This is a genomic window from Lactobacillus hamsteri DSM 5661 = JCM 6256, from assembly GCF_000615445.1.
GTDB classification, from domain to species: Bacteria; Bacillota; Bacilli; order Lactobacillales; family Lactobacillaceae; genus Lactobacillus; species Lactobacillus hamsteri.
Genome location: NZ_BALY01000009.1, coordinates 1 through 25,711, shown reverse-complemented (window position 1 = coordinate 25,711; position 25,711 = coordinate 1). Strand labels below are relative to the sequence as shown.

The following is a 25,711-nucleotide window of genomic DNA, read 5'->3' as shown; positions in this document are numbered from 1 at the left end:
TTTCATAGATAACACTTTTATATATTTGTGTTGTCTACTTAAGTAGGATCATATCAGATCATATCACATTGATTTAATAGGATTTTTCTTTTGAGTAAAAGTCTAAATTATTTTCTTTGTTCGTTAGCTACTTTAACAATTTGAATAATAATTGTTGGTGCTAAGGCAAGACCAATAATCCAAAGCAATTGATTAGTGGTCAAAGGAGTTACTGCGAAGACGCCGTGAAGTGCTGGAACAAATAAAATAATTGCTAATAATACTGTTCCTACGGCGAAGGCAGCTAAGCTGTACCAGTTATTCTTAAAACCAATTTTAAAAATGCTGTGTTGTGAACGGCAGTTGAAACCGTGAAGCAATCTGGCAAATGTCAAAGTGGCAAAGGCCATGGTACATGCGACAGCTGGACTAGTTTGACGACCAATCATGAAGGCAGTAATAACGCCAACAGAAATGATTGCACCTTGCAAGGTGATTTTAGTCACAAAACTCTTTTCCAAGATACCAACTTTAGGATCACGAGGCTTTCTGTCCAAAATATCAGGTGATCCTGGTTCCATTCCGATTGCCAAAGCTGGAAGTGAGTCCGTAATTAAGTTAATGAATAACAGCTGAACAGCAATAAATGGTACTGAGAAACCACCAATTGAAGCAAACAATACAGTGATGATGGCTGATAAGTTACCTGAAAGCAGGTACATAATCGCATTTTTGATATTTTCAAAAACGGTACGACCATTGGCAACGGCTTTAATAATTGTTGCAAAGTTGTCATCAGCCAAGATCATACTTGCTGCATCTTTAGATACTTCCGTGCCAGTAATACCCATAGCAACACCGATATCGGCTTTCTTTAAAGCAGGTGCATCGTTGACACCGTCACCAGTCATTGAAACAATGTGATCTTTTCCTTGCCAAGCATTAACGATGCGGATCTTGTTTTCTGGTGATACACGAGCATAAACAGAAATTTTTTCAATATTTTGTTTAAGCTCTTCATCGCTCATCTTGTCAAGTTCTAGGCCAGTTACAGCCATATCTCCATCGTTAAAAATACCGATTTTCTTCGCAATAGCTACGGCAGTAACCTTGTGGTCACCAGTAATCATTACGGTACGAATACCAGCCTTTTTAGCTCTAGCAACGGCTTCAATACTTTCTTCACGCGGAGGATCCATTTCAGATACCAAACCAATGAAGGTAAAGCCGTTTTCGTTTTCGGTGGTTAAATCTTCGTCATTTTCTTTATATGCGAAGGTTAAAACACGTAAACCATTTTCGGAAAAACGATTATTTTGAGCTAAAATCTTTTTCTTATCGTCGGCAGTAATAGGACGAACTTCATCTCCGATACGAATATTGATACAGCGGTCAAGCAAAACATCAATCGCACCTTTAACAAAGACAGTTGGCACATTGTGAATAAGGTGCTTCGTACTCATCAATTTACGATCAGAATCGAATGGAATTTCTTGCTTACGGGTCAATAAACCACGTAAATCATTTTCTGATAAACCAAGTTGTTTGTTTTCACCCAAGTTAATACCAGGTACTTTGCGGTACATTTCCAAAAGAGCATATTCAGTTGGATCACCGATACCCTTACCATTTTTTAAGCTTGAGTCATTGTTTAATACTGCATCGTAAAGTAAGTAACGGTGAAGCTGATTGCCTAAGTCTAATTGTTCAGGCTTCAATACTTCGTCGCCAATATAGATGTCTTCAACTGTCATCTTATTTTGAGTTAAAGTACCGGTTTTATCAGAACAAATTACAGATACTGAACCCAAAGATTCAACAGCGGCCAAGTTCTTAATGATTGCATTTTCTTTAGCCATTTTTTGCGTACCCATCGCTTGCACAATGGTTACGATTGAACTCAAAGCTTCAGGAATTGCGGCTACGGCTAAAGCAACAGCGAAGAGCAAGGCATCCATAATTGGCTGACCACGCCAAATTTGTAAACCAAGCACGATCGCACAAATAATTAAAATAGCCGTTGCTAACTTAGATGAGAATTTGTCTAGTGATACTTGCAATGGAGTACGACGTTCCTTGGTTTCGTTCATTAAGGAAGCAATCTTACCAATTTCAGTATTCATTCCTGTGCCGGTTACTAAAACATTAGCTCGGCCATAAGTTACAAGTGAACTGGAATATACCATATTCAAACGATCGCCTAAAGGAATTTCATGATCGAAATCTACATCCGCTTTATCGATATTGGTTGATTCACCGGTTAAGGAGCTTTCGTTAACTTGTAAAGAAAAGTTATCCAAAATTCGTCCGTCCGCGGTTACCATGTCACCAGCTTCAAGTAGCATAATATCGCCGGGAACAACATCCTTAGAATCAATCTCGATCTTTTCTCCATTACGTAAAACTTTTGCGCTAGGGGAGGAAAGGGACTTTAATGATTCCAGTGACTTTTCAGCCTTAATATGTTGAACAGTACCCAAAATCGCATTCAAAATTAATACTGCGATGATTACCAGGGTGCTTTCTAAGTCTCCCGTAAAAGCTGAGATGACGGCTGCTATTATTAAAATAATAACCATCAAATCTTTGAACTGCTCTAAGAAAACTTGAAATGCGGTTTTCTTTTTACCTTCAATTAAGGCATTTTTACCATATTTAGCAAGATTTTCTTGAGCTTGCTTAGTTGATAAACCATTGCTGTCCGTCTTAAATTCCTTTAAAACTTCAGCTTTGGATTGTAAATAATATTTTTTCAAAAAATCCCTCCAATTTATTTTTTAGTAAGTCCCAAACAAAAAAAGAGACTATCGTATAAACTTCAAGAGCTTATACAATAGTCTCACCATTTAAACTCACAGCGGAAATTGCTTTCGTGATATGACGCCATGAGTACAGATATATGTCGGTTACTCCCTATATGTATATTAAATTTATACCATATACTAACCGTTTTTACAACTTATTATTTAGTAATAAGGAAAAAGTTAATTAACACCTTAGTTTAAAGATTGAATTTTATTTAAAAAGTAGGTGATATGTAGTTGATAGGAGGAAAAGGTATAAAATAAGTACTGTAATAGTGCTTATTTTTTTGTTAGGTAGGTGAAGAAAAATGACACAATATTTAGCTTTTGATATTGGTGGGACAAATTTAAAGTATGCTTTAATAAATAGAGAAGGGCATATTATTGAAAAGGGCAGTACACCAAGCAGAACCGAAAGTTTAGATTCATTCATGACTTCAATGTATGAAATCGGAGATAAATACCAAGGTAAGTTCGAAGGTATCGCTGTGTGTGCTCCAGGCAAGATTGATACTAAGAAGAAAATCATTCACTTTGGTGGGGCGTTGCCGTTTCTTGATGGCCTAAATTTGCAGGAAACTTTAGGTAAAAGATATGACGTGCCTGTCGGTGCAGAAAATGATGGCAAAGCTGCCGCGTTATGTGAACAATGGCTTGGTGAACTTCATGAAGTTAATACTGGCGCCGTTATGACACTTGGCACTGGCGTTGGTGGCGGAATTTTAATTGATAATCGGGTGCTCCATGGTCGTGATTTTCAAGCCGGCGAACTTAGCTGGATGATTACCAATCAAGGCGCTGGATTTCAAGATATGCATGCTTATAGTGGCGCGCTTTGTTCAGCCGTTCAAATGGTAAAAGCCGTTAATAAGAAAATTGACAATGAAAATTTAAATGATGGTAAGGCTGCCTTTGAAGCAATTAATGCTGGCAATGAAGAGGCTGTGAAAATTTTTAAGCAATTCTGCTTTAATGTTGCCGTAATGATTTTGAATGTTCAAACTGTAATCAATGGTGAAAAAGTTGTCATTGGTGGCGGGATTAGCGCACAACCAGTTTTAATTGAAGAAATTCGTCATCAATTCAAGAAAATTTTGACTAATAATCCAATGTTAGGCAATCAAGTAAATCCGCCTGAAATTGTTGCAGCCAAGTTTAAGAATGATACTAATTTATATGGTGCTTTGTATGCGCTGCTGCTTGAATTGAACGGTCAGGAAGTTAGATAGATTTAAACTGCTAATACTATATATACAGTTGCTTTTAAATGAGTCCATAATAGGGCTCATTTTTTGTTTATATTGAAAATCTGTCAAGTCTTTTGTGAAAATAATTCTGTTATTTTTTGCTATTTATTAAAAGACGTGGTATATGAGAAGCACTTTAAAACTAATATACTAGGCATGAGGTAATTACTATTATTATGAAAATTTACTCAAACAGATATACTAGATGTTATTTATTTTGATTTTTTCAGTATTTTGAAAATTTCAGGGTATAATTACAAAAAATTATTAGATATAGAATGTAGAGTAATAAGGAACAGAGTATATATTAATGAAAAAGTTAAGAGCAAATTTTGAAAATAAACCTCATTATTCAATTAGAAAATTAAGTGTCGGTGTGACTTCAGTAATTGTAGGTTTATCATTTTTTGGATTTACTTCTAATGTAGTAAAAGCAGATGATCAAGCTGCTTCTACCGTAGAAAAACGCGAACAACATCCTGAACAATCTACAGTTACTTCTAATACAGATAAAGTAGAAGGAAATGCAGCAGAAAAACAGGCTCAAAATACAGTTGATATAGATACTGCTTCTTTAGATACAGATACTACACATGTTAAAGCTTCTTTAAATGAAGTTAATGATGAAAAAATAGCAAAAGAAACTTCAAAGACTACAGTTAATTTAAACTCCGAAAAGAAAAGTCAATCAGTACAAGTAAAAGAACAATCTACAACTGAGGTTAATAAAGATAAATCTAATGTAAAGCCAGATGATTCAAGTACTAAGGCCAAGAATCCAGAATCAGATTCAACTCTTCAAAATGTACCAGCTAATGTTAACGACTGGCAATATAATACGGATAATAATCAAGATATTAATTTAACTGATTACATTGGTAAAGATAAACTTCACATTGTTATTCCAAATGATCAAGATTTCATTCAAGCGGGTAAGCTTCACGAAGGACATAAAGTAAAGATTACTTCAGCAGTTATGTATAACATTATTGTTAAGAAGCAGCCACAAAGTGTTGTTATTTCTAAGAATAATAATGGTAAGGTAGTAGCTTCAGATCACGATTGGTCCAATGCCTTTGGCGGAAAACTTAGTGATACACGTTTTGGAGTATCAGGAACGGATCCGAAGCTTGAAGTTTTAGACGTAACTAATTTAGATACGCATAATATCACTAATTTTAGTCAAATGTTTTATTACTGTGATAACTTAAAAACAATTGGTGATTTGTCTAATTGGGACGTTTCTAATGGTACGAATTTTGTTCGGATGTTCAAGAATGCTTCATCTTTAATTACGATTGGTGATTTATCTAACTGGAATGTTTCTAATGGTACAGATTTTACAGGTATGTTTAACCAAGCACGCCATATTGAAAAATTAGGTGATTTGGCTCATTGGAATGTTGGTAAAAGTAAATCGTTTGACAATATGTTTAGAGATACTTGGAACCTTCATGATATTGGTGATGTTTCAGACTGGAATGTCGCTAATTCGAAAAGTTTTCAATGGATGTTTGGTAATAGTGCATTAGATAGAATTAATATTTCAGGTTGGGATTTACGCAATGCTACGAATTTTAGCAATATGTTTCAAGGCGAACCTTTTAAAGAAGTGAAAAATCCTGCCAATGGTTTATGGGTACCACAGACTGTTCACCACGATAAAATAGTTATTGCTAATGATATTAAACTTCCCGCTAATGCCGCTAAAATTATTACTGACCATGATTTTGCTGGGGGTAATAGTCACCAATTTGTAATTACTAATAATGATGTGTTATTAAATATAAAAGTTGCTAATATCAGTAATGATATTAATGTAATGGACAAGCAAAACGATATTTTGTTTGCTTTTGTGATGCCATCATTTTTTAAAATAAATGATATGAATCATCTTGAAGATGAAATTAAGGCACAGATTCTTCAACGGTTAAAAGAACAAATAGCAGATTATAATAGTACAAACGATGATCGGGGAATTTTAAGTTGGTCAGATGATCAAATTAAAGGTCTTATTTCTCCTATTACTAATAAACTAACTATTTCTGATAATAAAGAAATTGGCACTTTGACTTTAACCACTAAAAATGGTGATAAAGTTGAAGATATGACTGTACCCGTAATCTGGAATTTGTCTCAAGTTGAGAAAAATGTTACTCGTAAAGTTATTGCTCGTTTGCCAAATGGTGAAGAAAAATTATTAAAAACTCAAGTAGTGCGTTACTATCGTGAAGTTGAATGGGATAAGCTTTTAATTGATACGCCAATCGAATTTACTCCTTGGGAAGTCGTTCCAGGCACTTTAGATTTTTGGAAACAATTAATCTTAACTGATGAACCATATACTCCAACTGAAGAAGAAAAGAATATTACAGAGGTAGTTAATACAGCTATTCCTGGTTATATTTTTGATCCAAATAATGTTAAGACCGTTGATGAAAATCTTAATTCTGACGATAACTCAGTCACAGTAGATTGGAGTCAAAAGGTCGGTCCTGATAAACGTAATGAATATATATATATAAATTATACAGCTAAGAAATATCACGCTAATTTTAAATATGTAACTGATTCGGATCGTTGGTATTATCCTAAGTATCAGAAGAATAATGTTGAAGAAACGTATGATGAAATAATTACTGTTCCTGATCAATATAAAACCTTACCAAAATTCTTTAAAGATAAGCATTTTAAATTATCTTATATTGAATATGAAGGGCACCACTATCAACCGGCAGATCTTACTAAATTAAAATATTCATTTACTAAAGATACTGATTTTATCTATCATCTTGTCCCTACTGCTTCAGTTATTACCTATAAGGATGTTACTGGATTAGATAAAAAGGATTACGATTCACAAGGTGTGGTTATTACTGCTTCGGTAATGAATAATTTAAATGTCGATACAAATCCCAAAAACGAAAACGGTAAATGGGATTATGATACAAATGGTTGGACTTACGTTAGCTCTCGTTCTCCAAATAAAACTAATCTTACCGTTTATTTAAAGGCAAAAGATAAATCAATCAATCGGACGATTAAATATGTAGATAAAAATGGCAATAAATTGTTGCCAAATGAATCAGCATTAATTTTCGTAACACATAAAGTTGGAGAATTTGAAAAAGACCTTAGGCCCAAGTATGAAGGCAACCTTGGAGAAAATAGTATTTTCAATATTCCAAGTAAGAAAGAAATAAATGGTCAAACTTCTTACTTTGATGGAAATAACTCATATTTTGCAACTAATGCGGAAAAGAATCATCAAAAAATTGCTGATAATGGTATTACAGTTAATAAATTAGCAAAGACCATTTTGGTAAATGTTCCTGAAACTATTGAAGATGGTACTAGCTATACTTTTGTCTTACCTTATGTACAATCACACATTAACGTAATTTATAAAGACGTCACAGGTGTAAATGATGATCTATATAAGGAACAGGCTAAAGTAATTGAAGGCCATGAAAAGTCGATTGTTTATACTGATCAACCAGGGATGCCATTTTTGAATACAAATGGTTGGAACTATGAACAAGATAACTGGGTTGTAGCTTCAACTACTGAAAGACCAAGAATTTTTGTTGGTCAAGGTGGTAAGTATAATCAGGACTATGTAATTTATTTGAAGCATGGAACTGAATCGGTTGTGAAAACAGTCACAGAAACAATTCAATATCAGCTTTCAGATGGTACTAAGCTACCTGGATTAACTTATGAAAATTCTGTAACTCTTAATGGAACAAGGGATAAAGTAACTAAAGCAGTTAGTTATGATGAGCAAAGCTTTCCTGCTGTAAGTATTCCAGTTAAAAAGGGATATACTGCGACTGTTGATGGTCAACCAGTAACCGAAATTGCAGAAATTGATGTTGATGGCACAACAACTGATATTGTTAAGACCGTTACTTATACGCCAGATGCCCAAGAAGCAATGGTCGAATATATCGATGATACTGACCATAAAGTAATTGCTCAATCTCCTATCTTAAGTGGAGTAACAGACGGAACGATAAATTATAATACTAATCAGACCATTGAAGCATTAATGAATGAGGGCTATGTTTTAGTTCCAAATAGTGATGAAACTAAAATTAGGTCAATGAAGTTTGATAATGATGACAATAGTGATCAGTTATTTAGAGTCCACTTTATTCATGCCATTAAGCAAGTTAATCGTACAGATGACGTCAAAAAGACTATTCATTATGTTTATGAGAATGGTAAGCAGGCTCAGTCTAATAATGCACAAACTGTTCACTTTACTGAATCTGGTATCGAAGATTTGGTAACAGGTAAGACTAAATGGACTAATGCAACATCACAAAACTTTGCTGATGTATCAACTCCTAAAATCGAGGGCTATACTCCAGATCAAACAAATGTAGCAGGTCAAACCGTTAACTTTGGTGATAAGGATATTCATGTCACTGTAACTTATAAGGCAGATCCTCAAACGGCACATGTAATTTTCCGTGATGATGATTTAGGGACAGATCTTGAAAAACAAGATATGCACGGCGTAACTGATAGCAATATCGATTTTAGTAATGCTCAAAATTCATTTAATGAATACTTATTAAGCAGAGGTTTTGAATTTGTTAACTTAGCTGATGAAACTGCTTCGAGAAATAATGCGTTAGATATTCAAGACCAATTTGTGACGGCCGATAAGGATAAAGCCATGAGCTTTACAAGCAAGTTTGGCAATCCAAAGTATGAACAATTCTTTGTAGTTCACTTGAGACATACCAAGCAAAGTGCCATGGTGCAATATGTTGATGATACTGAAAATAAGGTGATTTCAACTTCTGGCATGTTGAACGGCAAGTCTGGAGAGCAAATTGATTATTCTACTGTGAATACGATTGATCAGTTAATAGGTAAAGGCTATGAATTGGTATCTGATGCTACTAATGGCACGCCAATTATACTTGATCAAGATAGCAATAGCGATCAAGTATATCTCGTCCACTTAAAGCACGGTATACGGCCTACTAAGCCAGGTGATAAGAATAAAGATGGCAGCGACATTGTTTTAACTGGTAAGGCTACAGCTATTATTCATTATGTAGATGAAAATGGTATTAAAGTTGCTGACGATAAAGTTCAAACGATTCACTTTAAGCGTACTGGCAAGACTGATGCTGTAACTGGCGAAGTGATTGAATTAAATCCTTGGATTGCGGATAAGTCGTTTATATCAATCAAGAGTGCTGATGTTCCAGGATATACTGCCGGTAAAAAGGAAATTCTTCCTGCAACGCCAATGGAACCAGAAGAAAAGGCTCAAGAGTATACAGTAGTTTATACTGAAAATACCCCCGACTCTGATGGACCGCAAAATGGCAATAACGGTGACGATGGTGATATCGATGATAATGGTGGCTCACCAACGGGCGATCCGTCTTCTGAGAACGAACCAGGTACAGATGTACCTACTTGGGTAAAGAATAGCGAAGAAAAAGATACTTATGTTGAAAAACATAAAGATAGCAAGCCCGTTTATGAAGATAACAAAACTGTTGCTAAGCAAATTAAAAAGGTGGCTGCTGATGCTAAACGTTCTGTTCGTGGCGGGGATGTAATTGGTAAAACAGAAACAGTAAATAAGCACGTTGTTTTAGACAAAGTTCATCCTGTACATTTTACAGATAAGGAACAAGCAGAATTGCCACAAACTAGCGAAAAGCAAAATAAATTAGGCTTAATTGGGTTGGTGTTTGCCTCAATTGCTGGTTTATTCGGTTTAGCTGGTAACAGAAAACAACGTAAATAGTAAAGAAATTCCAAAAGTGTTAAGCTTTTGGAATTTTTTTGGTGCAAATATGCAGAAACTATTTACATCATAATTTTCTGGTATATAATATTTGAGACTAAGAAATTGATATATTAGTTGTAAGAGAAAGAACGATTTAGATTTAAGTATAAGGATTTAAAAATGGTAGGAAGAAATAATTTTTTAAATAAAATGCAATCTAATATGGAACGCAAGCCACACTATGGAATTCGTAAATTGGGTGTTGGTGTTGCGTCAGTTTTATTGAGTACTACGTTATATTTAGGAACTGTTTCATCGAATCACGTATTGGCGGATACAAATGATGCCGAAAATGAAAATGCATCAACTGAAATTTCGGGGGGGTACGAGAGCCCTCTAACCCACTAATACCAAGCGGTTCAGAGACTTCGCAGACGGTTGAAGTTAAGAATGGTTCAGCAGATACTTCATTAAGTAAACCAGCATTAGCTGAATCGAAAGTTGAAGCTGGAACGTCGGGAGGTTCTGAAGGATCGCAACAATCCTTGAATTCTAATGAAGATACAACTAATCAATCTATTACTGATTTAAACAGTGCACTTGCAAAGCGAAATGACCAACAAAAAGAAGCAGCGCAAAATAGTAATGTTACTGTAACTAAAACGAAGTCACATGAAATTACTGGTACGGATGCTAATAATGCGGAGCAAAAGGCGGCAGAAGATTATCAGAAACAAGCTGGTAATTTAATTAAAGCCATTGATGACCAACAAAAAGCACAAACACAGTCTGATAAAGCTTATGAAAATGCTGTAAAAGCTTATAATGATGCTTTAATTAAATATCGTAAAACTCTTCATGATGCACAGAGTGTTCAATTTGGAAAAAATGGTCCGATTCTTGATGATCGCCATAAATCAAAACCTCTAACAGTTGCTGTTGTAGATCCAAAAGATCCAAAGAATATTAATAAAGAAACTGGAATAGTTGAGATAAAGCCTGGTGAAGGTGATGAGGTTCCAGTTGGCGATGTCATTAAAACAGGTAACGATCTAAATCAAGCATTATCAATTTCATCTGATGATAATGCTACGGTTACTGTTGATATTGATTCTAAATATCAAGCTACTTTGACATATGAAACTGGCAATGATAATGATTATAAGGATCAAGGTGTAAGTACTTTTGCTCCTCAAGGGGCCTACCATTCGATTGTTTTTAAGTCAGCAGAAACCGGTAAGAATACCAGTGAAATAGCTGATCATTTTGCTGATGTAACCTTTGATAATTTGCATGGTTCCTCTTATCAAGGAACACCAATCACGAAAGTTGTAATGTCACTTTCAAACCTCGAACGAAAGGGGACAGCACAACTTAATCCTAACAAGGGTGTTAGTCCTGAACATTATGGTAAGCATGCAGTTGTTGTTTACGATGATATAACTCGTGGTTTTCAATTTTCTGGGGTGTCTGTGGATGTAACATACACATTCTATGATAGTCAGGGAAACCAAATTAACTTTGATTCTAATAAAGATGATGCTTGGTTTACACCATTCTCTCTCAATAACCATGGTAATTACATTGAAGCTGTTCATTCTCTCGATTCGAAAAATATTCAACCAGCACGATTGATGGGATCCTCTGTTAAGCCGCATCTTAAAGGTGATTTTAATGCTGACGCAGATGGGGAATATGCTGATAGTGTTAACGATGGTGTTAAAATAACATTTAATTACAGTTCTGAGGTGCTAAACGATCCTAAGCTAAACAAAAATCTAACTGATGATCTATTTAAAGAATGGGATAATTCTGAATCAGATGATCCTGATGGATTAAGAACATTTGGTGCCGGTCTTTATCATGTTAAGGGAAACCAGATTAAGCTTCGTTTCTTCATAATTAATAAAAATCAAGATTTTAACTATAAAACTGTAAAAAGTGGTTCAATGGCTGGTCAACCGCAATGGACCTATGGTAGTACATGGACTGGAATTACTACTAACATTCCTCACTATAGTCAAGCACCTGCAAAGCCAGTTAAAAAGGGTGAGTCTACTTCAGCAACTTACTATGACAACAATCTGCAAGTTCCAGGTTCAGTAACTTATGTTGTTGAAGATGGTGCAAAGGGTAAAAACTTATCTGGCTTAGTTGATCAGACAGTTAATGTTGATGGTCAGGATCATGACTTGGGTTACGCTCAAAAAGATCCATATTCCTTTACTAATAATATTAATAAGGAAACTGGCACTTATGGCACTTGGGAGAAGCAAGATGTTGTGCTCCCTCATATTAATGAAGGGTACGCATTCTATGAACAAAATAAAGATGGTACTTATAAATATCTAGCTAGTGCTAAGGATAAAAATTTAAAACAATATTTAGATGCTCATGATCCTAATAAGGTAATTTATATTAAGGCCAATCGAGCATATAATATTCACTATATTGATGTAAATGGTATTGATAAGTCTTCTGACTTTACTACTCGTGGTAAAGATTTAATTGAGCATGAAGTTAAAAATATTAATAGTTATATTGGTGATACTAAAGATGCAACTAATAGACTACTTTGGAACTATGCTGATGAAGGTTATGTTTTAGTTTCTAATCCAAGTGGTGATAAACTAGGTAAGCAAAAAATCACTAGTGATATGGGAACGGCTGATGATACTTTAGGTGATCAGTATGTTTACTTAAAGCATGGTGTAGTTCCAGTAACGCCAGATAAGCCAGAATATCCAGGCAATGTTAAGAAGGAAGATCAAAAGGCAACGCAAGTAAGCCATAGCCGGACAATTCATTACTTGGATGATGAAACTGGCACAGCAATTTCAGGTGTTGACGCTAAGAAGCAAACGATTACCTGGGGCCGTACAGCTGTTTACGATAAGGTTGATGGCAAATTCTTAGGCTACTTAGGCCAAGATGGCAAGATTGATCCTAAACTTACCGACGATAATTCATGGGCAGTAATTTCAGGTGCTTATGATGCAGTTGATTCTCCTGATTTAACTAAATTAGGCTACAAGGCAGCTCCATCACTTGTTCAACACCAAGATGATCAAAGTGGGAAGACAGTTGGATCAGCAAGCGGCGATCCAAGCAAGGACGCCGCCGATGTGAACGTCTACTACTTCCATGATATGGTCACTATTACTCCTGAAAATCCTGGACATCCGAGAGAACCAATCAATCCTAATGATCCACGTCCAAAGGATGAGCAACCTAAATATCCAGACGGTACAGATAAGGATTCATTACAACATGATGTAAAACGGACTATTAAATATATTTATAGTGATGGTAGCCCCGCATCAGAATCTGTACATGATGTACTTCACTTTAAAGAGACTAAGGTGATTGACAAGGTGACTGGCGAAGTGATCTCAGATACCTGGGAAGGTCCAAAAGACTTTATTACTAAGTTTTCACCACATATTTCTGGATATACTCCAGATCGTTTACAGGTTTCAAATAAGAATATTGGTCATGATCATGATGATATCGTTGAAACTGTAATCTATACCCCAGATTCTGTGCCACCTGCAGACCCAGAAGATCAAGGCTCAACTCCAACTTCGGATCCAATTCCAGATAATCCAACTGATCCTAAGAAACCAACACAAAATGTTCCTAACGTTCCAGATGGTTATGAACCTGACAATGGTGAAGATGAAGGTGATATTGAGATTAAGATTGATAAGAAGAAGGTCGGCAAGACTACTAAGACTGAAAAGAATAACAGAGGTGGCGAAGTTGATAAAGGCATCTCAATTGACCGCCATACTTCGAAGAAGATTAATGAAGTCAAGACAGACGGTGTTTCAACTAAGATTGAACGCGTTAAGAATGATGTAAAGACTTTACCACAAACTGGTGAAAAGAAGAATATAGCTGGCCTCGTAGGCTTAGCACTTCTCGCTACAGCAGGATTGCTAATTTTGGGAGGTGATAAGCGAAAGAATAAATAGAGAATATCCTAACTTATTACTATATTACATATACCATATTTTCACAACACGAAAGGACAGATGAAGATAATTCATCTGTCTTTTTTCGTGACTTAAATTGGTGTAAAATATGTATAAATACGTTTGTATCTCCTGAGATACATAGTTAAGGTTTATTGTTATGGCTACACGTGAAGAAATTGAGGAAATTCTACGTAGTATTAGGTTACGTAGAGAATTATGGGTTTTATCTCCACGCCGAAAAAATTTACAAACACTTTCAGCTTTAGGTATGGATGGTGAAACTGTATTTGGTATTATCTATGATACTTTAAGTTGGCGTGATTATTCTAAAGGGCCTGAACCTGATAATCATGTTCCACCAATACCGGGTAATATTTGGGTATTTGGTTTAGTTATTTCTGGACAACAGTGTTATCTTAAGTTTCAAGATAAACCCGAAAGAACAGTAATGTGGATTTCAATTCACCAAGCAGAACGCCAGGTTGAGTTGCCATACAAATGATAGAAAGGATTTTAAAATGAATAAAAACTTTTTTAATCCAGAATTAAATGCTTATGATACGTATACTGAAGTATGGATTCCCGAAAAAGTATGTGTTAAAGATGAAACTGATTTATTAGTAGTAAATCATTATTGGCGTGATAGTGAAGGCGAGTTATGGGGAGACTTTGAGAATCCAATGGAAAATGTGTATCGAAGTTTCGATGCATATCGTGAAAGAAAAGGATATATGTCTCCAAAAGAATTAAGAAATTTACGTGAAAGTTTAGGCTTTTCGGTTAGAAAATTTGCTGATGCATTAGGAATTAGTCCATCAACGTTAACACAAATTGAAAATAATCATAGAGTTCAAGCCAAATACCAAGATATTTTATTCAAAAATGTTAAAAATAATCCCTCTTCATTTTTAGAAGAATTAAAATTTGAAAAAGAAAATTTAAGTAATGAAGTAAGTAAGAATTCGTCTTATAATGTTAATTTCTATTATAAGGATTCCGATAATCAATTATCTAATAATGTTTTTACTGAGTTTAATGAATTAGGAGATGCAGCATAATATGGCAGTTTTAGAATTTGATGGATATAGAGTTGATAAAATGATATATACCAGAAATGAAAAATTTGATCTAAAGACTAAATCTATAAACATGACGCCAAATTTAAATACAAGTTTTGATGTAAAGGAAGATAAAATAAACGTTTCTTTAAATGTAGTAGTGGGTTCAACTGAAAATACTTCTGTTCCGTTTCAAGCAGAGTGTTCATTAACTGGTATTTTTACTTATAAGTATGAAGAAGATCAAACGAAGGTAGGATTAGATACTCTAGTACGAAATAATGCAGTCGCAATATTGTATCCATATATAAGAGCGATTATTTCTACGCTATCAATGACTTCTAACGAATTTCCTAATTATAATTTACCTACTATTAATGTTGGAAAAGTATTAAAAGATCAGACTAACTAAATCAAATATTAACTGACAGATGAAGATAATTCATCTGTCTTTTTTGTTCTAAAATTTTAAAAAATATTTTTAACATCGATGAAAGCTAGTCATAGAAGTGTTTTGCTGGGCACAAGGTATAGAGTGTCTATTTTTATATAGAATACAATATGTTGTGTTTATGATATTATTTAAGCATGATATATAGGAGTTGAAGAATCATGTTAAAACAAGAAGTAAACCAAGAATTAGAAAAAAGCTTAGCTACCCCGACATTTTTAATTAAAAGAGATGGGGCAAAATATCCATTTGAAATCTTCAAATTGAAGATGGTTCTTCATGCGCTTGAGCTAGATGATGTGCAAATTGCGGTTTTATCTACGATCATGGACAAACTCGCTGATCAAGATGTAGTTCAAGCACAAGATGTGGCAACTGCCTTTCATGATTCTCTTAATGAATTAGGCTATCTAGAGGAAGCTAAAAAGTTTGTTGAATATCGTCAAAATGACGAAAAAGAATGGGCTAAACAAACGGATACTAAAAATCGTCTGGAACGATTAGTTCATAAGGATCCAACAATTGTTAACGAAAATGCCAATAAGGATAGCGATGTTTTTTGTACGCAGCGTGATTTAACTGCGGGGACAGTTGGTAAAACTGTTGGACTCACTTTAATGCCAGAACATATTGCGAAGGCGCATCTTCGTGGTGACATTCACTGGCATGATCTTGACTACGTGCCACTTTCTCCAATGTCCAATTGCTGTTTGATTGATTTTAAAGAAATGCTTACCAATGGCTTCAAGATTGGTAATGCCTACATGGAAAGTCCAAATTCAATCGGTGTTGCTATAAGTCAAGTTGCCCAAATTATTACTAATGTTGCTTCAAGTCAATATGGTGGATGCTCATTTGATCGTGCTGATCAAGTTCTTGCGCCTTTTGCTCAAAAGAACTACGAGAAGCATTTAAAAGATGCTTGCGAATTAATCGATGATGAAGAAAAAGCCGAGGCATTTGCAAAAAAGCGAACAAAGAAAGATATTTACGATGCGATGCAAAGTCTTGAATACGAAATTAATACTATGTTTTCTAGTCAAGGGCAAACACCATTTACAAGTTTAGGCTTTGGATTAGGAACTTCATGGATTGAAAAGGAAATTCAAAAAGATATTTTGCAGATTAGAATTACTGGTTTAGGCAAAGAACACAGAACCGCAATTTTTCCTAAGCTTTTGTTTACTTTAAAAAAGGGAATTAACTTGCATCCCGGCGACCCTAATTATGATGTTAAGCAATTAGCCGTGGAATGCTCAACCAAGAGAATGTATCCAGATGTCTTAAGCTATGACATGATTAAAAAGATTACTGGTTCATTCAAATGCCCAATGGGTTGTCGTTCATTTTTGCAAGGTTGGAAAGATGAGAATGGCAAGGAAGTTAACTCAGGTCGAATGAACCTTGGTGTAGTAACTGTTAACTTGCCAAGAATTGCTATGGAGAGTCATGGCGATATGGAACTTTTCTGGAAGATCTTTAGTATTAGAATGCAAACCTGCCATGAAGCATTAGAATTTAAGGCTCGTCGCGTAACTGAAGCTAAGCCGGTTAATGCGCCAATTCTTTATCAGTTTGGAGCTTTTGGAAAACGCTTGAGTGAAGACGGTAATGTAAATGATTTGTTCAAGAATGGTCGTGCCACCATTTCTCTTGGCTATATCGGATTATACGAAGTAGGTACGGTATTCTTTGGTCCCGATTGGGAACATAATAAGGAAGCACATGACTTTACTGTCGAAATCGTTAAAAAGATGCATGATTTATGTGCCAAATGGGAAAAAGAAGATCCAAATCATTATCATTACAGTTTATATTCAACTCCAAGCGAAAGTTTAACCGATCGTTTCTGCCGTCTTGATATGGAAAAGTTTGGCAAAGTTAAGGATATTACGGATAAAGAATATTACACTAATTCATTCCACTATGATGTACGGAAACATCCTAACCCGTTTGAAAAATTAACTTTTGAAATGGACTATCCTAAATATGCTGCAGGTGGTTTTATTCATTACTGCGAATATCCTAATTTGAAGCAAAATCCAGCTGCGCTTGAAGCTGTTTGGGACTGGGCTTATGACAAGGTTGGCTATCTTGGTACTAATACTCCGATTGATAAATGTTACAAGTGCGGTTTTGCTGGTGAATTTGAAGCAACTGCTAAAGGTTTTCAATGTCCGGTTTGCGGAAACCATGATCCAAGAACTTGTGACTGTGTAAAGAGAACTTGTGGTTATCTTGGCAATCCACTTAAGAGACCGATGGTTCATGGTCGCCATGAAGAAATTTCTCATCGTAGAAAGCATATGTCTGTTGGGTTGGTGCGCGAAGAAGCAGAAGAGGAAACTGAGAAAAATGCCGGAGAAAGATAGAAATAAACAAGAGGGACCGGATATTCGCAACAGCATGGTCAAAGTTAATATTGATGGTGATACGATGTTTGTTGATGCCAATCAATATAAACCACAAGTTGAGCATGCTAAAAAATTATTGAGACAAAAAAGATTGCCTAAAAATCCTAAACCTCAAGAATGGAAAGCGGAAGATTTGAGTTTGCATAAAATCGCAGATTATAAACCTTTTAATTTTGTTGATGGTGAAGGGGTGCGTTGCAGTCTTTATGTTTCGGGATGCTTGTTTGACTGTCCTGGATGTTATAATTTAGCAGCTCAAAATTTTAATTACGGTCAACCGTATACTCAAGAACTAGAAGATAAAATTATTACTGATTTGTCGCAATCTTATGTTCAGGGTCTGACTTTGTTAGGTGGCGAGCCGTTTCTTAATACCTGGGTTTGCTTAAAGTTAATCAATCGAATTAGGAAAGAATTTGGCCATAGCAAGGATATTTGGTCTTGGTCTGGCTATACTTGGGATGAGCTTCAAAAAGAGACTCCTGATAAAAAAGAAATGTTGTCTAAAATCGATATTTTAGTTGATGGACGATTTTTGGAAGCTAAAAAAGATTTGACTTTGCAATTTAGAGGCTCAAGCAATCAGCGTATTATTGATGTTCCGAAGTCGCTTGAAGCTGGTAAGATTGTTATTTGGGACAAATTAGTTCGATGAAGGAAAAGGTAATTGTAAAATATAAGTACAATTACCTTTTTTATTGGAGAAAAATAATGAAAGAAGCAAATTTAAAATTAGTAGATCAAATCATGACAGCATTACAGGGCGTGATCGATCCAGAATTGCAGGTTGATGTTGTAAACCTCGGTTTAATTTATGGTATTGATATTGAAGGTGATCAAGCAATAGTTAAGATGACTTTAACAATCAGTGGCTGTCCGCTTTCTACATATTTACAAGATCATATTCAAAAAGCAGTTTTATCAGTTAATGGTATTAATTCTTGCGAAGTAAAACTTGTTTGGTATCCAGTGTGGTCGCCTGAGCGAATGACGAAAGCTGCTAAGAAACAGTTAGGGATGCTTGAAGGCGAAAAATCTACGGAAGAAGTTGGTGAAAGTAGTAATGAAGAAAAAGTTATTGACTTTTCTGTACCAATTAAAAAATTAGCTGAGGAATATCCCGATTTTGTTCAAATTATGTATGAGTGTGGTTTTACGAGAATTAAAATTCCTGGTTTGCTTAAAACTGTAGGTAGAGTAATGACGGTTCCATTAGGCGCACAAGCCATGAAGCTTGATTTGAACAAAATTAAACAGGCTTTTGAAGATAAAGGCTATAAGGTGATTGAATAATGAAAAATTTGAGTAAAGAACGCCAAGATGCAATTCTTAAAATTTTGCATTTTATTCAGGATGGTGGCGATTTTTCAACTGCTAAAAAAATGTTTGAAAAAGAATTTGATCAGGTAGATGTTGCAGAAATTACGGCAGCTGAGCGTGAATTGATTGCTCAAGGACTTGATCCACGACAAATTCAATATTTGTGCAATGTTCATGCCGATGTCTTTAAAGGCAGTATTAAGGAAAATGATGAAAATCCAGATTTTTTAATTCCAGGGCATCCCGTATATACGATTAAACAAGAAAATGTCGTTATTAAGTCATTAATCGAAGATTATTTACTTCCTAATTTAAAAAAGTGGGAAGAAACAAATTATGATTCTACTTTGGATAAAATTAAGCATGCATTAGCTGATTTAGCAACGCTTGATAAGCATTATGCTCGAAAAGAAGTTTCGCTTTTTCCATTAATGAATAAATATGATATTACTGCACCACCGCAAGTAATGTGGGGCGTTGACGATGAAATTCGTGGTTATATTAGGAATGCTCAAAATGCAGTAGATGAAATCCCGGCAAATAAAGACAAAATTAAAGATACAATTGAAAAAGCAAGCCATGAAGTATTGGAAATGATTTTTAAAGAGGAAAAAATCATGATTCCGATGATTGATGAAGTTGCTACTCCAGAAGATTGGTATAACGTTAAGCAAGAAGAAACGCAAATTGGCTATACTTTGATTAATCCACCAATGAATTGGAAACCTGATTTGCCAAAAAGAGCAGAAAGACCAATTTCGGTTAATAATTTGCGTTCTTTCTTTATTAATTTTAAGGAAGGTGCGCTTAACTTAGAGCAACTTTCCGCAATTTTAGATTTATTGCCGTTTGCGTTAACTTTTATTGATGAAAATGATAAGGTTGCTTACTTCGGTGGTGGCGCTAATATTTATCCGCATTCTAAAAATGCAATTGGAAATTCCGTTTTTTCATGTCATACGGCAACTAGTAGGCCGTTGATTGAGAAAATTTTTAATGATTTTCATACAGGCAAGCGTGATGAAATTGAATATTGGTTCACTCCAAAAAAGATGGGAAAAACGTTGTATTTAAGGTATTATGCTGTTAGGGATGAAGAAGGTAAATATTTAGGTTGCTTAGAAGTGGCCGAAGATATTACCAAGATTAAGCAACTGACGGGTGAAAAGAAGAGTTTGTAAGAATAAAAGCTACTCAAGTTTTGAGTAGCTTTTTTAATTTTAAAAAATATTTTAATAGAAATAATCAAATCCCGAAAATATGTTTGTGTATTGTGAAAAATAAGTGTATACTCGAATGTAAGTTCTCGAGAACAAATATTCGGTGCAGGAATAAATACCACATTTAGAAAAGGATCGTGGAAAAATGAATAACAAAATATTTTCCCCAGATTCATTTAAAAATGAAATTAAAAAAGAAATGCTCAATTTAAATGAAAAACTGGATAAACTTGATATAAATAAAGATGGTCAACATTACGGCTTAATTCAATTATCGCCATTAACAGGTGCTGGTAAGTCCATGGCTTCTAAAGAAATTTGTGATGAAAAAGTTGCAGATATGATTGAAAAAGATAATATGAAACCATGTACTGTGGTTTTTACTACATCTAAAAAGAACAATCTTCCTGGTAATAATAGTTATGATTTCCCACGAATATCAGCATTAGAAAAAAGAAATAAGAAAAAATATATTCATCGTATTTATTCCGTTATAGAAGATGAAAAAAACTTTAGTGATTCGTGGCAAGTCCCTCAAACTAAAAAAGAGATTATTTCCGAATTTCGAAAACTGTACAATCAAAAAATAATAGCTAAGAAAATTTATGATAAATTGCTTGATGTTCTGAATAAATATAGTGAAAATATTCGCTATTATAGTAGCTTAACTTCCAAGAATGAAGAATCTGGTCAAAATATTTATGGTCAAATGATTCAACAAATTCAACGAAGTAAAAATAGCAATAGATCAGAGTTGAATAAAATACTTCGTTTGATTTTTACTAAGGCAATGATGGTAAATCAATTGACTAATGGCAATTATGATGGACCATACATGGCGTTTTCTAAAAAATTGGATCAAGAGTCAATCTGTAAATATTCGCTTAAAAATTTACGAGATCACATTCAGATTAATTATCTTGATCAGCAATTAGTATATTGTTTTCAAAATTTTAAGCTTGTGCGCTTGCTTTATTCAGCTTTAGGACTGGCTATTTATCCAGTAAATATGGTTACTATCTCTAAGTTGGTTTATCCAAATAATATGATAATGTCCTCACAGATACATTTATATGATGTTATTCCTAAAATAAACAAAAATGGAGCGATGCTTTTCTTAGATGAAAGTTCAAAAACACAGTCTGATATTCAATCTATGATTAATCAAAATGCTATTGTTGACAATGATTTGATATTAGCCTGTTCAATAATTTATGATCTTTCAAAATCACAGTTGGAAACGGGAATAATTGCAGATGATCCAGAGAGTACTAAGAAGAAATTAAGAAAAATAATAGCTCCTATCACTAAGATATTTAAAAAATATAAATTGCAGTATGCCTTACATCCTGATGATAGCTTAAAACGTAATAGAACCATGTTTGCTTCATCACCAGAATTTTCTATACAGGAGAGTAATTCAAGCGGATCCTTACGCTATCTTATTGATACTAAAAATAATAATAAAACACATTTTAACGTATTGATTGATATTGGGAGCAGTTTTGAAGATATTACGGATAAAAAAGAAAAAATTAATAGAATTAAGAAAATTAGGCAAGAACTAAAAAAGAAAAATAATAATGATCGTTATATTAGCGTATCTTGGTTACTTCCAAAATTGCGAAATGCATTAATTTCTTCAGTATGGAATTTATCTGTAACTGCCTTTAATAAAAATAAAAAGCATGACGGTGATATTAGATGGTTAGTTCGTAATTTATTTGTTCATAAAGGCAATGAAACTAAGGCTTATGAGATTTTTAATAAAATTTATCAAACAAATTTAAATGTTTCACTTCATAAGTCTTATGATGAAGATTTATTTACGCAAGGAATAAATTTTTATGTGGTTGAAGTTGATCGTGATAATTTTGTAAGTATTAAATGGATGCAGATTCCTAATACTAGTGACCGTATTGTGGCTGATATGGCGACAAAAATGAAAATTTTTGCATTGGATGCAACAGGCGATCTAGCAGAAGATTTTAATAATTATTCACGCTTTTGGTTACAGGCCCATCTTAATAATCATTATATTAATCAAACCGACGAAAAACTTTTAGATATGTTTAGAAAATTGCTCACTGAGCAGAAAAAACAAATAATGCCTGTAGCGTTTAAATTTATGGATTATGTTACTGCAAATAAAAATGAAATTTTGCACGATGTAATTGACGATATTTTAGATGAAAAAGACATATGCTTATATAATGCAAAATTAGCTGATAATATTAATAATTTTTTAGATATACATTTCGATAATAATAGTTATATTTGGGGACTGTCCTTTAAGGAAATTAATGAAGAGTATGCAGATGATCCACAAATAGCACACTTGATACCGCATCTTTATTTATTGCAATCTATTATTAGGTTTATCAACTACCATCAATCACATATTGAATATCGTTCATTATTATGCTTAATAAATGCCAAGATCAATGGTAGTCAAATGCAGGCATTAAACAATATTGTTAGTTATTATATTAGGCAGCATAAATATTCATTACCACTGGTTGCTAAAAAAGGCGATTATGATGACCAACTAATTAATTTTTGGGATTCAAAAGATTTTAATAATGGAAATGTAGAAAAAGTAATAAATAGTCTGGAAAAAGGTCGAATGCGCATAGTGATTTCAACCTATGCCACTATGGGAAATGGACAAAATATTGATTATAAGATTCCTGATATAAGTGAAATTAAGGATAAAGTTGTTGATCTGAATTTGGGTGAACGTCCAAAAGAAGATCGTAAAGATTGGGATGCAATATATCTTTCTCATGTAACCAATGTTGTTACTTCACCGAACCAAATTAAACCAACTCAAAATTTTGAAGAGCGTACACTTGCTATTTTGGAATCAGCTGTTAGTTTTAATCGTCTTTCTTGGTTTGGAAATTTAGCTAGAAAGCAATATTTAGCAGAAATTCGAAGAATTTTGCAACGAGGTTCATGGATGAATGATATTTTTGGTGAAAATGAAGAATATGATGATTATGCTAAATATATTGGTTATACAAAAACTAGAGGTGCACGAGCTTCAAGTACGGCAATTATAGCGCAAGCTTTGGGACGATTGAATCGTACTGATAATCGTTTGAAGCAATTAATTTTCTTTGATCCAGAAATTGAGAAGAAGACGAATTTTAAAGAATATGGGAATAAGGAATATAGCGGCAAACAATACCCGATTTTGACAGCATTGGAAGAAAGCTTAGTTAATAGCTTTGGTTCATTAACTATTGATGATTTGCCAGAATTAACAACTATGGACGAAGAAAATAATATGTTTATCATCCACGAGTCACTACAAAAAGCACAACAAATTAAAAGTAAAGTTGGAGAAAATGCTCCGAAATTTTGGCTTGCATATGATCGTTGCCGTAGTGTTATATTGCAACAACCAATTTTAGATGAAAAAGAAAATCAGTGTATGCAAGAATACTTAGCTACTTTGCAAAATTCTAGTCAATTGAATAGTGACTCACGTCTTGCATCATGGCTGCATTTTGCATATATTAAAGCACCTGAACCTGTTAATTGCTATTATGTGACTACTAATAATCCTAATAGCAACTTAGATAATTTTGCTCATCATGAAGAATATAAAAAAATTATTTGGGATGCGAATTCACCAGAACTCAAAGAAAATAAAAATCAGATTATTAAAATTGATCTGAGTGAGAATAATCGTATGGCAACAATATTAAATAATGTTGATGGCTTGAAGAAATATTATCAAACAATAAAGCCAATCGATTTTTTAAATCAAGAAGAAATAAATCTTCTTAGTAAAGAATTGATTAATCGAAATAAAGATTCAAGCGATACCGAATTCGAAAATACTTTATTAAGTAAAGTACCAATGTTTACTAATTTTGGCAAAAAAGCCACATACCTTCTTAATCCATCAATATATATGATGATGCTTGGTGCATTTGGAGAAATTGCAACTCAATATATTTTTGAACATAAAATAAACGAACTAGGCGTGAAGCAATTCATTTAGTGGACTATACAAATCCTGAATTCTTAGATGGCAAACTTGCTGATTGCAAAGAAATAGGAGATTTTGCTGATACTAATTCAACAAAAGATGTTCTTAATATTTACGATGTAAAATTCTGGGAATCTCGGCCTAAGGCTGACGAATATTATAGACGTAGATATTACAAAGTTAAGAAATTAGTCGATTTAGGATTTAACCGAATTAATTATATTTTGATTAATTTAGCTCAGAAAAATCCAGATCCTAATGTTAAGATTAGATATTCAATTCAACAATGGGAAAATTTGCCAGCTGTAAGAGTAACTGAAGTACCATATCTTTTCGATTTAAAAAATAATACTCTTTTTGGTATTAATAATCGATATAAAAATGATTTAATTAACTTTTTCAATAAAGTTAATAATATGCAACTTTAAGAGAGAAGAAAATAACTATGGAAATTAACGTAAAAGAAAGCCATCCTGATATACCTTTAAATACAGTTGATTTTTTACTTGATGAAGATAAATTCAATAAAGAATTTGAAATGTATAATATTAAAACAATTTATGATGGAAAAGTAAAATTTATTTTTAGAAAACATTTTATTGTTGATGATATTTTACGTGATAAATTAATTGGTGAATATTCTTCGAAAACAAACGATGGTGGGACTAGAACTCATTTAATATTTGAACGTAGTAATTCTATGACTCTTGAAGAACTTCAAAAAGCATTAGATGATTTTAATAAAGATAAAAGTAATGAAATTATCTTTCAAATTATCCCAGAAAAAATTGAAGATCTTAAACCATACCAGCAATTAAACGTTTTGCTTAATATGTTAGCGAATTACAGGCCAAGTAGTTATGATGTAGTTTCTTCTGGCAAACTGGGGAATTTTTATTTATTACGTAAACATCTGTCTCCTACAATAAATCAGATTGAAAGTTATCAATTTATTAATTATTATTTTGGAAATTATAAGATGCCGAATGGAGATACAGTGCCTTATCTTTACTGGGGACAGACAGCATTTTATCCAATTAGTAATAAAAATGATTTAAAGGGTTATGAGACTTTATATAAATTTAAAGATAAAAATCTAGAGTTAGCAAACGAAAATGATAAAAACGTACTAATTAATTCAAATCCGGACGAAAAAAGAAGACAGACTAAACCTGATGATATTGCTGATGTAGCTTCATTAAAAAATGATAATGATACACTCAATATATATAGGGCGAATTTAATCAAAAAAATAAATGAAAAATTTGATTTTTGTTTAAAGAGAAAAATAAATTTTACTAATCCTATTCCGTTTACGCATATACAAGCGAATGAGTATATTAATAAGTTAAATAAAGATAAAAGGAAGGGTAACTCACTAAATGAGTTGATTGACAATAAATTTTGTATTCAAATTATTTTTTCTTCTGTTAAGCAATATTTATCTACAAAGCAACTTTCAGACCTTAAG

Annotated in this window: 15 protein-coding genes; 14 read left to right on the top strand and 1 reads right to left on the bottom strand. The window is 33.6% G+C overall.

Translation table 11 applies throughout. The features are described from left to right. Positions 1 to 107: 107 nt before the first annotated feature. Positions 108 to 2,735 carry a cation-translocating P-type ATPase gene (locus JCM6256_RS03625; RefSeq protein WP_025080448.1) on the bottom strand — a complete coding sequence of 876 codons (2,628 nt, stop codon included), beginning with the start codon at positions 2,733 to 2,735 and terminating at the stop codon, positions 108 to 110. Between the two features lie 356 nt (positions 2,736 to 3,091). Between JCM6256_RS03625 and JCM6256_RS03620 the strand changes: the two genes are divergently transcribed. The 14 genes from JCM6256_RS03620 to JCM6256_RS09585 all read left to right on the top strand — a co-directional run. Then, a complete protein-coding gene (locus JCM6256_RS03620) occupies positions 3,092 to 4,012 on the top strand; it encodes an ROK family protein (protein ID WP_025080447.1) in 921 nt (306 codons plus the stop codon). Positions 4,013 to 4,340: 328 nt separating this feature from the next. Continuing rightward, positions 4,341 to 9,812, top strand: coding sequence for a mucin-binding protein (locus JCM6256_RS03615; RefSeq protein ID WP_025080446.1), 5,472 nt, complete (start codon positions 4,341 to 4,343; stop codon positions 9,810 to 9,812). 162 nt (positions 9,813 to 9,974) lie between these two features. Beyond that, on the top strand, positions 9,975 to 10,202 hold the full coding sequence (locus JCM6256_RS03610; RefSeq protein ID WP_025080445.1) for a YSIRK-type signal peptide-containing protein: 228 nt from the start codon (positions 9,975 to 9,977) through the stop codon (positions 10,200 to 10,202). Positions 10,203 to 10,339: 137 nt separating this feature from the next. Continuing rightward, positions 10,340 to 13,771: a mucin-binding protein gene (locus JCM6256_RS03605; RefSeq protein WP_025080444.1), complete on the top strand. Its 3,432-nt coding sequence runs from the start codon at positions 10,340 to 10,342 to the stop codon at positions 13,769 to 13,771. Between the two features lie 160 nt (positions 13,772 to 13,931). Continuing rightward, a complete protein-coding gene (locus JCM6256_RS03600; RefSeq protein WP_025080443.1) occupies positions 13,932 to 14,276 on the top strand; it encodes a hypothetical protein in 345 nt (114 codons plus the stop codon). Between the two features lie 16 nt (positions 14,277 to 14,292). Next, entirely contained in the window at positions 14,293 to 14,832 is a 540-nt protein-coding gene (locus JCM6256_RS03595; RefSeq protein WP_025080442.1) for a helix-turn-helix domain-containing protein, read from the top strand. Position 14,833: 1 nt separating this feature from the next. Then, positions 14,834 to 15,244 carry a protein-export chaperone SecB gene (locus tag JCM6256_RS03590; protein WP_025080441.1) on the top strand — a complete coding sequence of 137 codons (411 nt, stop codon included), beginning with the start codon at positions 14,834 to 14,836 and terminating at the stop codon, positions 15,242 to 15,244. 200 nt (positions 15,245 to 15,444) lie between these two features. After that, positions 15,445 to 17,655: an anaerobic ribonucleoside-triphosphate reductase gene (nrdD, locus tag JCM6256_RS03585; protein WP_025080440.1), complete on the top strand. Its 2,211-nt coding sequence runs from the start codon at positions 15,445 to 15,447 to the stop codon at positions 17,653 to 17,655. Continuing rightward, positions 17,639 to 18,352 (top strand): anaerobic ribonucleoside-triphosphate reductase activating protein, encoded by a 714-nt coding sequence (gene nrdG / locus JCM6256_RS03580; RefSeq protein WP_025080439.1) that lies wholly within the window; start codon positions 17,639 to 17,641, stop codon positions 18,350 to 18,352. Before nrdD ends, nrdG begins: the two co-directional genes overlap by 17 nt. Positions 18,353 to 18,408: 56 nt before the next feature. Beyond that, positions 18,409 to 18,990 carry an iron-sulfur cluster assembly protein gene (locus JCM6256_RS03575; protein ID WP_025080438.1) on the top strand — a complete coding sequence of 194 codons (582 nt, stop codon included), beginning with the start codon at positions 18,409 to 18,411 and terminating at the stop codon, positions 18,988 to 18,990. Beyond that, positions 18,990 to 20,198, top strand: a complete 1,209-nt coding sequence (locus JCM6256_RS03570) for a DUF438 domain-containing protein (RefSeq protein WP_025080437.1) — start codon at positions 18,990 to 18,992, stop codon at positions 20,196 to 20,198. The genes JCM6256_RS03575 and JCM6256_RS03570 overlap by 1 nt, the downstream gene beginning before the upstream one ends. Positions 20,199 to 20,382: 184 nt before the next feature. Next, on the top strand, positions 20,383 to 24,252 hold the full coding sequence (locus JCM6256_RS03565) for a hypothetical protein (RefSeq protein ID WP_025080436.1): 3,870 nt from the start codon (positions 20,383 to 20,385) through the stop codon (positions 24,250 to 24,252). Next, positions 24,252 to 24,668: a hypothetical protein gene (locus JCM6256_RS03560; RefSeq protein WP_025080435.1), complete on the top strand. Its 417-nt coding sequence runs from the start codon at positions 24,252 to 24,254 to the stop codon at positions 24,666 to 24,668. Before JCM6256_RS03565 ends, JCM6256_RS03560 begins: the two co-directional genes overlap by 1 nt. Before the next feature lie 17 nt (positions 24,669 to 24,685). Further along, positions 24,686 to 25,711 (top strand): hypothetical protein (locus tag JCM6256_RS09585; RefSeq protein ID WP_035438242.1); only part of this gene is annotated, 1,026 nt, incomplete at its 3' end.